This window comes from Ruegeria sp. CE9 (assembly GCF_056537425.1).
Window position 1 is genome coordinate 1 of the sequence record NZ_JBQFRO010000021.1, and the last position, 13,730, is coordinate 13,730.

The window sequence follows — 13,730 nt, forward strand, 5'->3', positions numbered from 1 at the left end:
CAATCTCTTCGGGCTTCGGTCGCTTGTTTGCCATTCGTGGTCCTCCGTTCCCTAAACATAACGGTGGACCAGTTCAGTTGGGGAGGCTCACAACCACTTCACCGTCGGATGCAAGTAAAGGGCCACCTGAGTTGCCGCTTTGAATGGGGCTTGTAATTTGCATGGTGCTCAGGTCGCCACCTATGCCCTTCAAAGAAGAGACAGAACCGCGAGTGACGTTGAGCCCTCCGAGGAACCCCGCATAAGGGTAACCAACTGCAGTTACGTCTGAATTTAGTCTTGCAGGACTGGCTGAAAAAACGGCGACCCCCCTTTCCCTCGGCGCGTCGTACTTAAGTAGTGCTAGGTCGTACTCTTCGGATGAATTGACTATAGTTGCAGGTCTTTCATCAATGAATATGTGTGTGCACCCGTCTATGACATGTTGGTTGGTGAGAACGTGTCCTGCCCTCGAAACAATAAAGCCAGTTCCCGCACTTCCCTGGCCATCCGGGCTGGATTCCTCCGGATCTTCATAAGTTGGTTCGTCCGCCTCTTCGAGCGCAGCGACCACTTGTTGTATGACCCTGTCAAGTTTGCCGTTGTTTGAAATATCCAGTGGATTGGCGCGGCCCTTTGAAATACTAGAGGCCACTGCTCCTAAAATGTGGCCGTCTCGTTCGCTCGCAGACAGCATCACTGTTGACCAACCCCCATTTACGAAATCCGACCTCGTATAAAGTGTGGAGCCGTCTCTTTTTGTCGCTGACGAAACGGCGAGGTCGTTTTTTCTAACCGTATAAGGATCATTACCCAACTGATGAGATTGAACTGTAAAATCGTGAAGACTCTGTGCGGTTTCGACCGAATGAATACCAACAGAAATGGAAAAGCTGCTGCTGGAGTGACGATAGTTCAAAAAGTAGTCGGAATCAGCTTCGCGACGAATCGTGTCTACAGGCCAAAGGAAAGACAAACCCAAGCCCTCAAAGTACTGGATGTCCCAACCATCTTGAGAGATACGCTCGAATAGGGTCCACGCCAGGAACGCCATGTGCCAGTCTTCGGGTGCTGTTTCGAACACATCGCGAGAATAGTTGTCTAGCGCTCGATTGCTGATTTTGCCCCACGCTCCATCTAACAGGCCATGATAGTGACCCTCAAATGCAAGTGCAGTCTGTAGAAACCGCTTGTCCTCGTAGCTGAGATTGCTCGCATCAAACCCCTGCAGCAACGCCTCAAAATCTTGTGAACGCGAAATAGAAGGAAGAATCGCACCGGCAAGGACAATTATTGCAATCAGACTTCGCAAAATACTCATTTAAAACTCAACATACTGCATGTTTTCGTAGGCTTCAGTTTACACGCAGAAACAGGCATTTCTAGGACGGTTGTGATTGGTATCTATCTTAGATGAGGGTTCAAACGTTGCTGGAGCCTTGAGCTACTACTAATGGCGGCTCCTTCGGAAACGAACGGATGTCGAACCACTTGAAACAAGTTCCATCAGCATTGCGCTTGTCGCCCATATGCAAGAACGCTCCTGCTGTCCTGTGCCGGATCAGCGCCGCTCTGAAGGCCCGTAGGTCTATCAACCACCAATTCAGGATAGTCCGCCCGTCTGGCCCTGCATGACCGTAGAACATCCAGTCTCCATGGCCGTTCACAATCTTGGACAGTTCAGTTTCAGCCCCGGTCGGCAGCTTGGCTCTGATGGTGAACTGATGCGGATATCTGCTGGCGTACCCATGTCGCCTGACCCTGGCAGCTATTCGCATGTCTTTTGCATCCAGCATCAATAGGTCAGTGGCTTGAAAATGGTCCAAAGGATCTGGGGCAGCTTGTATAATGTGGCTGCCGATGATGCTCTTAATCTCTGGCAGGAACTGATCCGACCAGTGCCTGTTGACGGTGTAATAACTCATATCAAATCTCACAAATGAAAACGGGCGCGGAAAATGCCGCGCCCAGCTTAAATTTCATTCAGGCTGCCTTTTCAGGTACAGCCTTGGGGGCCCTTCCAGAGGTTTCAATTCGTTCAATCGCATCTGCTGCCAACGCCGCAATCGCTTCAAGTAGAGCGTCGTAGCCACCTTTATTAGCGAGGTCGATGTTCATCGCGGAATCGCTAGCCGCAATCCCGACGCGGCAAAGATTGAAGATTGCGTAACAGTTGCCCTCAGCAGTTTGCTCGATTTGACTTTCATAAAGCCCAGATGCGTTAATCATGATGTCAACTCCGGTTCGCTGACTGTGTCCAAGGCTATGTTGAGCTTGTTTGCTCGCTCCTGCGCCATAGCCATGACTTCAACCATATGTTCCTGACCGTCATTGCCACCAATTAGTGCGGTGGCAGCGTCCAGCAGGCACTCAACGATTAGTGCCTCTTGCTGCAATTCAGCGCGGGTGCAGCTCTTTCTGGGATAAGATACAACTTCTCCGTTCGCGCTGGCGCGTTGTTCAGTCATTGCTGTTTCCTCCTTGGGTAGCTTCAAATGGCAGCCGCAACGATTGAGCGTTGTGCTGCGTAATTTGTGCTGATAGCATATATTTAGTAATCACAGCACATGCTGTCAACACTAAAAAAGTGCTAATGGCACAAAAATGGGGCAACGATGTCACCAGAGCAGTTCAAAATGGCAAAATCCGCACTCGGTCTAAGCAATCCAGACTTAGCTGAAATGACCGGGCTGCATCGAAATACCTTGAATAAGGTCGATAAGGGTGAGGGCAAAGCCTCCACCGTTCAACATTTGCGCCTCACACTTGAGGCCCGAGGCATCCAATTCCTGGATGAAGGCGATACGTCCAATGGGGTTGGGGTGGTACTGGTTAAGAAGGGCTCGCAATGAAGCGTCTGGTTAAATTGCTACTATTCTCCATGCTCGGTGCGTCGATAGCGCCAAGCATGTTGTTGGCAAATCCCGATTGGACATGTTTACAAGCTGCACTCAAAGAAGAGCTTAATCGCAAACTAATGTTTCAAGACGACTTCGCTGAGCTGGTGTCCGCTGAACGTCCAGAATTCGCAGATGTCGCGCAGCTAGGTGCGGATGTTTCCAAGATAAATTTTGAAATGCGCCTTTCCCGGATCGCGTGGCTGTGGAACGAGGAACCCAGCCGACTATCCGTTCCTGACGACTTGTGGGCCTTCACCTGGAGTGACACCGACATGACCAAGTGGCTTGAAGCAAATCCGGATAACTTGTCGTCGATTGAGCGTTTTGATGAGCTGCAGGCATCCTTGAGTGGCCATCCAAGCCTGCCCGAGTTTCGCAGCTATGTATCTGACAATAAGGCGGTGAGCCCCTATCTCGAACTATACACAGCATTCGGTGAAGACCTTCGTGCCGAACGGGACAAAGTTGCCAACTGCTTCTAAGCAAAATGACCATCTCAATTTCGTGCCACTAGTGTAACCCGCATCACTGACGGACCCAGTGGAAACACGCATATTGGGTACATTAACGAGTCAGCGTTGGTGTATTTGAGAACGCTGAATTTTTACTGTCTCTCTGATCCTGGGGCCCGCTTGTGGTGGGTGCGCCTCTTTTCTTTACCCTCCGCCTTTTACGAATTGCGCCAATGGCAGTTTTTTAGATTTCTGCCGCTAGAACGTCTCTTGAGTGCCCAATTTCACTTACTGCGGACAGCTATGGTGTTTGAGTACAGTGAATAAGTAACAAGGTGAGTCCCAGATGAAGTTCGTTCCCGCAACCGCCCAATCAGTCGTTGTCCATGCGTACGAGCTGGCTGCCAACGACCAGGAAAAGAGCATGGCAATGTGGGCGGGCTGTCAACTCACGGCGCTTTATGACAAGCGCTCGGTGTTATTGCAGGAACATGCCGACATCTGGGCCGAAAAGCTCAAGACGCGAGACCGTCTTTCTACGACAAACCGATGAAAACACGCACCTCAGATACCATAAGCGAGGCTTCTGAATTTCTGAAAGCCTTCGCCCACGATGGACGATTGCACATTCTTTACCTACTTGCCGAAGGTGAGAAATCTGTTGGTGAATTGGTTGACGCTTTGTCGGTTCGCCAAGCATCGGTTTCCCAAAACATCGCTCGTTTGCGGCTTGAGGGCATGATAGTTGCGAGGCGCGATGGTCATTACATGTACTACAAACTCTGCGACGAACGGGTGCGCCCAGTTCTCAAGTTGCTGGATAAACTGTTTTTCAGAGACTGGCAGAGCAGTTAGGCGAATTACCTCGGAGACTTACCCGGCCCGCATTGGGTCGGGTTCTTTTTACCCGAGATATGACCGAGCCTAGCGATTTCCATCAGAGGGGAAACCCGGCATTCGGTAACAGTCACACGCGCGCGTACTGCGCAGAAATCCCTGTGACCTGCTGTCCCCAAGATACTAGTTTTCCCTAGTATTTGGGGGCCTTGAATCAGGGCTCTCCATATCTGACGGCCTACCTGCTAAATCCGCTAACTGCTAAACAGCGCTGTTTGAACGGTTTTGTCCGACCATGAACTAGCGAGCTCGACACTCATTCATCAACGCTTGGATTGAACGCTTTAGTTCCTCAGCGTCATAACCAACAAGTTTATAGGCTCTGGTGAACGGCCCTACACTCAGTCCGGCGGGACAATACTCAGTCGTCCCAAGCGAGTGAAAGTCACTGGTGTCGTATGACTGAGAAAGGGTTTCGCTGGCCGCAATTGCTGCCGCCTGTCCAGGTCCATACTTCGTCCTAGCAGCCTCAAGGTGTGCTTCAGCCTCTTTTTTTATTTCTTCCGTTTGGGTTTCCCAATCGCCAACCGGCTTCCAATTCACAAAAATTGACCACATATCACCATCGGACTTGCTGATGCCGCCAATCTCCGCTTCGTGATGGCGAAGGTCTATGTATGTGCTGAAAGCCTGTAGTGTTGATCCGTTTTCACATGCCTTGGTATCTTTGCGATATATTCTGATTTCGCATTGCTCCACAGAGACCTCGAATTGGTCGAACCTCGATCCCGCGTAGCTCAATTCAAGTGCGTTAGCCACTTTTGCGTCAGCGTCCTGCACACGAACTGGTTGAACGTAGTGAAGCAAAGCAAATAACAAAATCGCAAGAAATAAGAGTGCGAGCCAAACCTCGCCCATTCCAATTCGACCCAAGAACCGTCTCCGTTAATAATGGAAGTATTGTTGCACCCACAGGTTGTGCAAATCAATACGATTGCGAACGACCGTCAGAAGGCATGCTATTGTTCAATCTGTGCACAGTGATCCGGCTTGCACTGTCCCCAAACTTGGAGAGACCCAATAGAAAGCCCCACACCGGGCGCAACCGGTGCAGGGCGGACCCGTGGGACGGGTAGTGGTTCACATGGCAAGCATTAGCACAAGCAGAATTATTGCGCAACATAGGGAGTCCAAAAGCGGAACGTATGCTGGACAAACGCAGATTCACGGTGTATCTGAATGATACCTTGTTGGGTGGTTCACAGACGTTGGCGGCAAGGCGTAACGGGATACCAATGGGCGCAACCAAATCCCAACCGCAGTCCGAAAGATTGAAGCGGGGTTGCCGGAAGCCAGGGAAGGCTTTCGCAAGTAGCAATCGACCGGCGGCGTTTCCCCTCTGCGACCAACGGGCCTCTGACTGACCGACGGCGACCGACGCTATGGTACAGCAAGGCAGCGGGACTAACTCTAGCCAAGCGCTAGGGCTGGTCGTCCTATGCCTCTTTCCCTCACTCAGGCTCCCTCTGCTATGGTCCAGAAGGCGCAGAAATGAAACAACACGCTGACAAGGTTACAAGCTGACTGGTTGACAAGCTGACTCGGGCGATTTTGAAAGCGAAATCCAAAACGGCAGAACTGATACATTCAATCAGGCACGGATTGGCTGGCAGAGAATAGTGTTGCAAGTTGCGACACAAACCGTAGTGGCAGGGAAGGCGATTGATGGATCATTACCATGTGACTCTTGAGGGATATCCGTCAGATAGCGGTGACGTCACCAACAAAGATGGCGAGGTAATCGGTACCTATACCGAGGATGAAAACGGATACTGTGAATTTACCCCAAGTGGCGCAAGTGATCCTGTTGTTTCCGGTTATCATCTGGGGCCATTTTGTGAGGAAGTTGCCAAGTGGCATAAAGCGAATACCGGCGTAGGTTGAACCACTTTAACCGGACGCGAATAGGCTCAATCTGGCTGAGGGTATTCGGATCTGATGTGCCCCTAGATTTTCACGACGTCGTGAGATTTCTCGCAGTAGTTCGAAAGGCAGGCGGCTTCTTGGTGGAACTGGCAGTTCCAGCTAATGCCACCAACACCCGACCACCTATTGCGGGATATTCCGTATTTAGCCCACCCCATTTTTAAATGGGCAACCGCATGTATTTGCTTGGGAATGTGCTGAAAGGTGATTGCCCGTCACCTTTTACAGCCAGCCGTAACTTTATGCCGGTGGCTAGATTAGCCAGACGATTCGGCGACTTGAATACCATGATAGTTTTTCAAGTGTCGGGCTGCCCCGAACTATGGATTGGCAATTCGGCCTAGACGCACTTGAACATTGTATAAACTGGTGTGAACAGTTGGCCCGGTAAAGACAGCTTGGCAGATTGTGGGGGCGTTAACCACAGCGAAGAACATGCGCGCACAATTGATGAATTGATAACGCTGGGCATATTTGTCATTGCAACCTGAAGGTGCTTGGCGCATTAATTGTTCAATCATACCTTAAGAAGTTTGATATAACACAACAGGTTATATGTTTGCTCAAATGAAAGTGGTCATTCTATTCAGTGCGTGTTGGGCTTTGGCTACAACTGCGCAAGCTCAGTATACATTGCAAGATGGAACCGAAGTGTCTGAATTGCAGGTGTTTCAGGAGTGCGATGTTTGTCCTGAGATGATTGTATTGCCGCTAGGTGAATTCGTCATGGGCGGTCCTCCAGGAGAATCGCGTCTGAACGTCCATTGGGGAGAGGGGGAGATTCGCTACGTTACCCCCGAAGATCCATACATTGCGCATCACGAAGGCCCGTTGCATCAGGTCGAAGTCGATTTACCTGTGGCCATGGGACGTAATGAGGTCACCTATGACCAGTGGATGGCCTGTGTCGAGGACGGCGGTTGTGGCGGATACCACCCCCGAGACTATGTACTCCAAGAGGCAGCGCCACGAGCAAAAATCACGGGCAATCATCCTGTCGTAACCGTTTCATACGAGGATGCGGTTCTCTACACGAATTGGTTGAATGAGAAAGTTGGCGCAGATGTATATCGTTTGCCGACCGAGGCCGAGTGGGAATATGCGGCCAGAGCGGGAACTCAAACACCGTTTGCGCAAGGCGAAGAAGTCACGACGGATCAGGTGAACTTTCTGGGTAGTGGGACGGAAATCATGCTGGGTGAAGAACGCCCAGACCTTATCTCACGCGGCAAGCCCGTACCGGTCGATGAGATGGATGCCGCAAATGGTTGGGGCCTGCGACACATGTCGGGCAATGTTGTCGAACAGACCATGTCGTGTTGGACCGATAGGCATCCGGGTTGGCGTACCTCCAGCGAACATCTTCGAAATGCACTCAACCCTTTCTGTGACCGGCGTGTGTCAAAGGGCGGCGCTTATCCGGCAGGCATGGACTATTCGAGATTAGGAGCGCGGGCAGGCCCCGATTCAGACAGTCGGTCATCGGTCGCTGGCTTTCGAGTTTTGCGACAATTGTCTTTCAAAGAAAAATAGAAAAAAAAGTTATAACCTAGTGTCTTGTGAAAACCATCCAATCCCAGGAACTTATTATTCTCTTGGCTTGACCACAGATCCGGTCAGTTTCAACCCGATTGCCAGAGCATTGGGCATCAATCTTCTCCTAAACTTGGATGTGAGTGTGCCAAATGCGATGTCGAACACTCTTATTCTAGGCGCGTCCATCCAAATACCGGGTGTCGCTCGGGTGCGTGGTGAAACAAGTTTTGATAAGGGCGGAAACCCGTTTGGTACGACAATTTCAGGCGAAGGCGGCGTCGCGATTAAACTTGGTGGAATCACACTTGGGTCATCGACCATCAAGGTTAGTGGAAGCGAAGTTACGATTACTCTACCAGACGGATCCAAGACAACCTACGAGGCTGATACCATAAGAACTGAAGTCGAAGCTGACATGCGGCGCTTTACCTCCGATCCTGCAAAAGCCGCAGCGGCTGGGGTTGCTGCTGAAGCGCTGGTGGAAGGTATCGGCACATTCGAAGAGAATGCTGAATCTGCCGCAAATAGTCTTAGAGATGCGCTCCCAGATTCTTGCGACCGCCCTGATGGCCCAATAAAACAACCAATTACAAACCCTGCTTATTCACCGTTAGTACTTGATTTGGACGGCGACGGGATTGAGCTCACGTCGCTCGAGGGGACATCCGTCTTTTTTGACCTCAACGCGAATGGGTTCGCTGCGGCAACGGGCTGGGTGGCTGCGGACGATGGGCTATTGGCACTTGATGTCGATGGTGACGGCTGGATTGAAAACGGATCTGAACTTTTTGGCGACCAGACGGGTCATGCGCATGGATTCCTTGCTTTGGCGGAGCATGACGACAACGGCGATGGCGTCATAGACGCAAGTGATGCCGTTTTTGCCGATTTGTTAGTTTGGCAAGACCTAAATGGAGATGGTGTTAATCAGCAAGACGAGACACGTGGATTAGTTGACGCGGGCATTGCCTCAATCTCAGTAAACGCAACAGCGACCAACTATCAGGTGGCTGGTAACGACGTCCTTTGGGAAAGCAGCTTCACCCGAGCAGATGGAACAACGGGCACAGTCGCTGATGCCTATTTCAAATCCGACCCAGGAAGCTCTGTTCCGTTGCTCCCAGATGACTTTTCGTATCATGAAGATGCGTTCATCCTTCCTGTGTTGTCTGGTTCTGGTGAGATTGCATCAACAATAGTCGCTTTGTCCCATGATGCGGATCTGCGCACACAAGGTCGGAGCCTAATTTCACAGCTAGAAAATGGTGATGTAACCGGCTTTTATAGTGATTTCGAAGCGTATCTCTTTCAATGGACAGGGGTCGGCGATATCGATCCGTCTAGCAGAGGACCGAATGTAGATGCGCGTCATTTGACGCTGATAGAACGATTTGTTGGAGTCGGGTTTGACAATGGCGAAAACTTAAGCCCCGGGGTTAATCAGGGAGAAGACCTCGAAATAGCTTACGATGGACTCTTGAGCAGATTTGCATTGCGCTTCATCGCACAGTCGGCGGGAGCCAGCGATAAGATTGGGACAATAACCGCTGACGAACATCCCTTGAGCGCGTTCAACGGGATTATTGAAACTGTGCTTGGCCCTGAAGGGTCGTTGACGGCGGATGTATCATCAGTTCTGACTGAGTTGCAGACATACATCGAGAATGGCTCGATAACTACAGGAAACGCCCTGTTTGCTCTCGACTTACTCCGCGTTGACCTCGGCAACAGTAACTCTGAACATAGTGCACTTCTAAGCGCAGCAGCCGCGCAATCTGGGTTAAACAATCACACTGCATTGTATGTTGGTATCGAGCACTATGGTGGGAGGCAGGTTCTCGCTGGATCGGTAGCCGCAGATAATCTGAACAGCGGTGGTTCATCAACATTCCATGGTGATGCTGGAGATGACGTCATTTTAGGCGGAGACGGCGGAAACACCATTTGGGGTGGTAGCGGGAACGACACGATCCAGAGCGGAAAGTACTCTGACACATACATCTACTACCTAGGTGACGGTTCTGACATCATCACTGACTATGATGCAGGTGCTCAAAGCGGAACAGACACACTGCGGTTCGTAGATATTGCGTCAGACGAGGTGGGCTTTATCAGAGGGACGGGGACCGACTTAGTTGTTTCGGTAGGCGATGGTGAAGCCATCACAATTAAAAACCACTTCGATGATGACAGTGATTTTGCAATCGATGCTTTTACATTTTCAGATAGCGTATCGCTAAACGCTCAAAACGTGCGGGATCGTACAGTTGCGGAAGCCAAATCCAGCGGGGTTGTGCGCGGGTCAGGACTTGTTGAAAACTATGAACATGCTTTAGGCGATGGCAGCTATGTAATTTACGATTGGGACAATAACCATCGAACGGATACGCTGACTTTTACGGATCAAGATGCGGTCGATGTGAGTTTTGCACAAGCCAGCGGCAATGACTTAGTTATGACGTTGTCCAATGGTGAAACCGTACGGATTTACAATCAATTTCTCAGAGACTTAGATGAGCAGATTGAGCAAATAATCTTTGCTGATGGCGAATTACTGGATAGTCAGGCTATCCGAGATAAACGGGTGGCGGACATGAAAGTCACCGGGGTAGTGATTGGTACAGAGTTAGCTGAAAACTACATTCATTCGCTTGGTGATGGCAGCTATACTGTCACAGACTACGATGCTGGTAGCAACTCGGCCACTGACCTTTTTAAATTCAACGACTTGAACGCTGACGGGGTCGTGTTCTCCCATGGAACCGGCAATGACTTGGTGATGACCCTGGCCAATGGTGAGGCAATCACGGTCAAAAACCATTTCCAGAAGGACTGGGACTATAAGATAGACACGATTGGATTTGCTGACGGTACTATTCTGAACGCGCAGCAAACCCGAGACAAAACCGTGTCAGATATGAAGGCGACAGGCGTCGTTGTTGGATCGGAACTGGCTGAGAATTACTTACATTCGCTCGGAGATGGTAGCTACACGATTACGGATTATGATCCAGGTAGTAACTCCGCGACAGATTTCTTCCTGTTCAACGACGTAAATTCGGATGACGTCATCTTCTCGCGTGGCGCTGGCAACGATTTGATTATGGAGCTTTCCAACGGTGAAACCGTAACCGTTAAGCGGCACTTCGACAGCGACTGGGACTACAAGGTGGACACGATAGGATTTGCGGACGGAACAGTCCTCGGATCTGCAGCAATCGACGCCAAGGTGCTTGATGATTTCGCCAACGCGAATTGGGATTCAGTATCAACTATACTGGAAGCTGGAGAAGTGGATGAGTTTCAGTTCGGGAATGGATGGAACGGCCTGACCGACCCCGACGGTCGGGTGGATGTCGGCTTCATCAATGATGGGTCATCGCGACAGCTCACACTTACCGTATTCGACATGGACACAGACGACGAAATGGCAGTTTGGATCAACGGCCAGCATCACTCCTACCTGCCGCAAGGCCAAAACAACGGCACTTATAGCCACACAATTGACTTTGTAGCTGGCGAGCTGGACGACGGAGAGAACATTATCTCAATTGTCAATCAGAATGCCGCCTACTATTGGGGCATAGATGACTTGCATATAGTGTGATGCGACGCAGCAGGCTATCCCGCCTGCGAACTGCCAACCGGCCCTGTTTCCACCTGTCTTAACAGGGCCAGTATTAACCGGCGTTGGCGTGTCGTCGGTATCGGTTATTCGGGGAATTGCGAAAAACTCAGAAAAGCCGGGTCATTCAATATTGAATGCCGAAGAATGTTAATCCTAGGTGAACGGCGCATTCTCAATTGGTTCAATCTCGTTCGGGTAGCATAGGTTCGGTGGTCCCAATTTCGACCACCTTAGAATGAACCATTTTGGGGGAAACATTATGAAAAATTCCAAACTTACTATCATCAGCTTTGTGGCCGCGTCGTTAGCGTTTTCCGCACCTGTATTAGCTGTCGAAGAAACTGATGACCCTGAGCCACCGTCTGAAACCAAGAAAGGTGATAACGGCTGGGGCAACGGTGCAGATACGACAAATGCCGGGAGTTTCTCAGGCGGCACCAGTTCGTCAAAGAGCACAAACGGCGGCTCGAGGAACGACAGAAACTATCCTTCGGCGCTTGATAGGTTCGAAGGACGGTAACACAACCGGAATCGAGTTTCTTTGTGGGCGGCGCTGGCCGCCCATTTCACGTCCGACCGGTGCAATTTCTTTCTGAACTATTTGATTTCACCTTGCTGGCCCAAATGTGCGGGTACGCTTTCAGCGTCTCTGATTTGTCATTGTGTAGCGCTAAAAGTGCGCATGCTGCCCACATAGCAGCATCATAATCTGACCACGTTCTCCGCAGTTTAAACGCATTCGTAATCGCACTGTCTGTCGTGGAGTGTTTGGATTTTGAATTGTGCGACACGTAATTATACAAAAACAAAGCTTGCTAGAAACCCTAACATAATCCCCATTGATGCTGTTGAGAGTGTTAAGACTAGGTTCAACATCGGATTCTCAAGCCTCAATAAATGAATAGTTTTGGCAGTGATGTGCCAAAGGAGGGTCTCCTTTAGTATGCAGAGTATTGTTGAATGGGCAGAGAACGAGCTGTTAATACGCGGTTAACAATCAGACGACCTGATGAAATTACTTGGTGTATGCTGTTTTCAAGCTTCGCCACAGGAGATGCTATATTCGTGTAAATTTTGTCGGTTGGTGGGGCTGGCCGGGGGGTAGCGCCAGCCCCACCAAGCTTAACCGGGCGTTATGTAGCACGGCTGTTTCAGTGAGAGTGAAGGTTAAGAGACTGTTTCGCCACGACAGCAGTACGATGACCATCAGATGAGGTTAACGGTCACATTGAATCCAAGGAGTTTCGCTGCCGCAGCAACCGAGCCGTTCAGTACTTGGTTTGTTACACTGCCTCTCATTTTCACACGTCTGAGGTGTGCCGCCGTTTCCTCGAACCAGCGACTGCGCCAAGTTGCAACAACCCAGTTTAATGTGTGAAAAACAAACCGTTAACATTCAGTTAACAATCCTCGCCCTCGTATGGCTTTGTTGCAAAGCCTTCGTCATCCAACACGCACAATTAGCCCTATGGTAGAACCAGCCAGGAGCACGACGGTTCGAATGCAAGTTAACCTAGAATGAACGGAGTGTTTTTGTTCGGTTTAACTCAGTTTGGTCAAGTTGTTTCTGTAGGGATGCATTCTTAGGAAATGACCATATCTGAACTAACGATCCTTGAACTGTATTGCGTTATTGCCGCCTCAACTTCGCTGCTTGCAGGTGTCTGTTGGGCGTTGATGAATGTAATCATTGACTCTGACAAACAACCATCTTGGTCGAGATATGTGATTGTCGGGCTTGTATTCCTTGGCGCAGTAGTTGGACCCGCATTCTACGGGGTTTGGATAGTTCTCTTTGGTACCCAATGAAGCCTTTGTAGCAGCGGGTGCAATTCTGCGACGGTAACTTCCTACCAGAATCGCTCGCCTTCAGGTATGACACTGGACATTGATTTAAGCTCTGAGGTGTTTCCATGACCACTGTACGCACCCCGACCGAATACCGTGCCGCCCTGCGAGAAATTGAGTATCTGTGGGGATCTGAACCGGATACCGAGGAAGGTAAGCAACTCGTAGAATATCTGGCTGCTGTTGAGCGGTATGAACAGCTAAACACTCCCGAACCAGTGTTGCAGGGATAGTCGCACTCAGACTCGATATGCGGGCCTGTGGGCGCGATACAGGCGATTGACGGCCCGTTGGGCGTCCGAACCCCGCTAATGCGCCTGACGGGCGATTTGGAGCCTGTGCGGCTAATGCCGGATCATCCGGTATTTGTGCCGCCGTGGAACGAATACCGATATCTCTGGAGTTTCAACATTCTTCAACAACCGGCTGCAATTTCAGCCCGCCGAATGTCGGCAAAAGTCAACATGCGCAAATGAGCCTCCCCAACTGAACTGGTCCACCGTTATGTTTAGGGAACGGAGGACCACGAATGGCAAACAAGCGACCGAAGCCCGAAGAGATTGT

At 50.4% G+C, this 13,730-nt stretch carries 14 protein-coding genes; 9 read left to right on the forward strand and 5 right to left on the reverse strand.

The window, feature by feature from the left end; translation table 11 throughout:
* Window positions 1–73: 73 nt before the first annotated feature.
* The 4 genes from ACR0B3_RS23145 to ACR0B3_RS23160 form a co-directional block, all read right to left on the reverse strand.
* Window positions 74–1,300 (reverse strand): S1C family serine protease, encoded by a 1,227-nt coding sequence (locus ACR0B3_RS23145; RefSeq protein ID WP_480811123.1) that lies wholly within the window; start codon window positions 1,298–1,300, stop codon window positions 74–76.
* Window positions 1,301–1,400: 100 nt separating this feature from the next.
* On the reverse strand, window positions 1,401–1,904 hold the full coding sequence (locus ACR0B3_RS23150) for a hypothetical protein (protein ID WP_480811124.1): 504 nt from the start codon (window positions 1,902–1,904) through the stop codon (window positions 1,401–1,403).
* A gap of 58 nt (window positions 1,905–1,962) precedes the next feature.
* Window positions 1,963–2,208 (reverse strand): hypothetical protein, encoded by a 246-nt coding sequence (locus ACR0B3_RS23155; RefSeq protein ID WP_480811125.1) that lies wholly within the window; start codon window positions 2,206–2,208, stop codon window positions 1,963–1,965.
* The gene (locus tag ACR0B3_RS23160) at window positions 2,205–2,447 is read right to left on the reverse strand and encodes a hypothetical protein (RefSeq protein ID WP_480811126.1); all 243 of its coding nucleotides are present in this window, start codon (window positions 2,445–2,447) and stop codon (window positions 2,205–2,207) included. Before ACR0B3_RS23160 ends, ACR0B3_RS23155 begins: the two co-directional genes overlap by 4 nt.
* A gap of 147 nt (window positions 2,448–2,594) precedes the next feature.
* Here ACR0B3_RS23160 and ACR0B3_RS23165 point away from each other — a divergent pair, with 147 nt between their 5' ends.
* The 4 genes from ACR0B3_RS23165 (at window position 2,595) to ACR0B3_RS23180 (ending at window position 4,186) form a co-directional block, all read left to right on the forward strand.
* Window positions 2,595–2,831: a transcriptional regulator gene (locus tag ACR0B3_RS23165; RefSeq protein ID WP_480811127.1), complete on the forward strand. Its 237-nt coding sequence runs from the start codon at window positions 2,595–2,597 to the stop codon at window positions 2,829–2,831.
* Window positions 2,828–3,361: a hypothetical protein gene (locus ACR0B3_RS23170; RefSeq protein ID WP_480811128.1), complete on the forward strand. Its 534-nt coding sequence runs from the start codon at window positions 2,828–2,830 to the stop codon at window positions 3,359–3,361. Before ACR0B3_RS23165 ends, ACR0B3_RS23170 begins: the two co-directional genes overlap by 4 nt.
* A 316-nt stretch (window positions 3,362–3,677) precedes the next feature.
* Window positions 3,678–3,884 (forward strand): hypothetical protein, encoded by a 207-nt coding sequence (locus ACR0B3_RS23175; protein ID WP_480811129.1) that lies wholly within the window; start codon window positions 3,678–3,680, stop codon window positions 3,882–3,884.
* Window positions 3,881–4,186, forward strand: a complete 306-nt coding sequence (locus ACR0B3_RS23180; RefSeq protein WP_480811130.1) for an ArsR/SmtB family transcription factor — start codon at window positions 3,881–3,883, stop codon at window positions 4,184–4,186. The genes ACR0B3_RS23175 and ACR0B3_RS23180 overlap by 4 nt, the downstream gene beginning before the upstream one ends.
* Window positions 4,187–4,468: 282 nt before the next feature.
* Here the strand turns inward: ACR0B3_RS23180 and ACR0B3_RS23185 are convergent, their stop codons facing one another.
* Window positions 4,469–5,086: a hypothetical protein gene (locus tag ACR0B3_RS23185; RefSeq protein ID WP_480811131.1), complete on the reverse strand. Its 618-nt coding sequence runs from the start codon at window positions 5,084–5,086 to the stop codon at window positions 4,469–4,471.
* A gap of 807 nt (window positions 5,087–5,893) precedes the next feature.
* On the opposite strand from ACR0B3_RS23185, the gene ACR0B3_RS23190 reads away from it, so the two are divergent.
* From ACR0B3_RS23190 to ACR0B3_RS23210, 5 genes are all read left to right on the forward strand, one after another.
* Entirely contained in the window at window positions 5,894–6,112 is a 219-nt protein-coding gene (locus ACR0B3_RS23190) for a hypothetical protein (protein WP_480811132.1), read from the forward strand.
* 738 nt (window positions 6,113–6,850) lie between these two features.
* Window positions 6,851–7,687, forward strand: coding sequence for a formylglycine-generating enzyme family protein (locus ACR0B3_RS23195; RefSeq protein ID WP_480811135.1), 837 nt, complete (start codon window positions 6,851–6,853; stop codon window positions 7,685–7,687).
* 67 nt (window positions 7,688–7,754) lie between these two features.
* On the forward strand, window positions 7,755–11,297 hold the full coding sequence (locus ACR0B3_RS23200; protein ID WP_480811133.1) for a calcium-binding protein: 3,543 nt from the start codon (window positions 7,755–7,757) through the stop codon (window positions 11,295–11,297).
* A 280-nt stretch (window positions 11,298–11,577) separates the two neighbouring features.
* Complete coding sequence (locus ACR0B3_RS23205) at window positions 11,578–11,838, forward strand: hypothetical protein (protein WP_480811134.1); 261 nt, start codon at window positions 11,578–11,580, stop codon at window positions 11,836–11,838.
* A 1,393-nt stretch (window positions 11,839–13,231) separates the two neighbouring features.
* Window positions 13,232–13,399 carry a hypothetical protein gene (locus ACR0B3_RS23210; RefSeq protein WP_170648250.1) on the forward strand — a complete coding sequence of 56 codons (168 nt, stop codon included), beginning with the start codon at window positions 13,232–13,234 and terminating at the stop codon, window positions 13,397–13,399.
* Window positions 13,400–13,730: the final 331 nt, after the last annotated feature.

Bases quoted from the DNA above. Each gene is read 5' to 3' on its own strand.
- ACR0B3_RS23190 (WP_480811132.1), top strand. From the start codon at position 5,894: ATGGATCATTACCATGTGACTCTTGAGGGATATCCGTCAGATAGCGGT.
- ACR0B3_RS23145 (WP_480811123.1), bottom strand. From the start codon at position 1,300: ATGAGTATTTTGCGAAGTCTGATTGCAATAATTGTCCTTGCCGGTGCG.
- ACR0B3_RS23165 (WP_480811127.1), top strand. From the start codon at position 2,595: ATGTCACCAGAGCAGTTCAAAATGGCAAAATCCGCACTCGGTCTAAGC.
- ACR0B3_RS23205 (WP_480811134.1), top strand. From the start codon at position 11,578: ATGAAAAATTCCAAACTTACTATCATCAGCTTTGTGGCCGCGTCGTTA.
- ACR0B3_RS23175 (WP_480811129.1), top strand. From the start codon at position 3,678: ATGAAGTTCGTTCCCGCAACCGCCCAATCAGTCGTTGTCCATGCGTAC.
- ACR0B3_RS23180 (WP_480811130.1), top strand. From the start codon at position 3,881: ATGAAAACACGCACCTCAGATACCATAAGCGAGGCTTCTGAATTTCTG.
- ACR0B3_RS23210 (WP_170648250.1), top strand. From the start codon at position 13,232: ATGACCACTGTACGCACCCCGACCGAATACCGTGCCGCCCTGCGAGAA.
- ACR0B3_RS23150 (WP_480811124.1), bottom strand. From the start codon at position 1,904: ATGAGTTATTACACCGTCAACAGGCACTGGTCGGATCAGTTCCTGCCA.
- ACR0B3_RS23155 (WP_480811125.1), bottom strand. From the start codon at position 2,208: ATGATTAACGCATCTGGGCTTTATGAAAGTCAAATCGAGCAAACTGCT.
- ACR0B3_RS23195 (WP_480811135.1), top strand. From the start codon at position 6,851: ATGATTGTATTGCCGCTAGGTGAATTCGTCATGGGCGGTCCTCCAGGA.
- ACR0B3_RS23170 (WP_480811128.1), top strand. From the start codon at position 2,828: ATGAAGCGTCTGGTTAAATTGCTACTATTCTCCATGCTCGGTGCGTCG.
- ACR0B3_RS23160 (WP_480811126.1), bottom strand. From the start codon at position 2,447: ATGACTGAACAACGCGCCAGCGCGAACGGAGAAGTTGTATCTTATCCC.
- ACR0B3_RS23185 (WP_480811131.1), bottom strand. From the start codon at position 5,086: ATGGGCGAGGTTTGGCTCGCACTCTTATTTCTTGCGATTTTGTTATTT.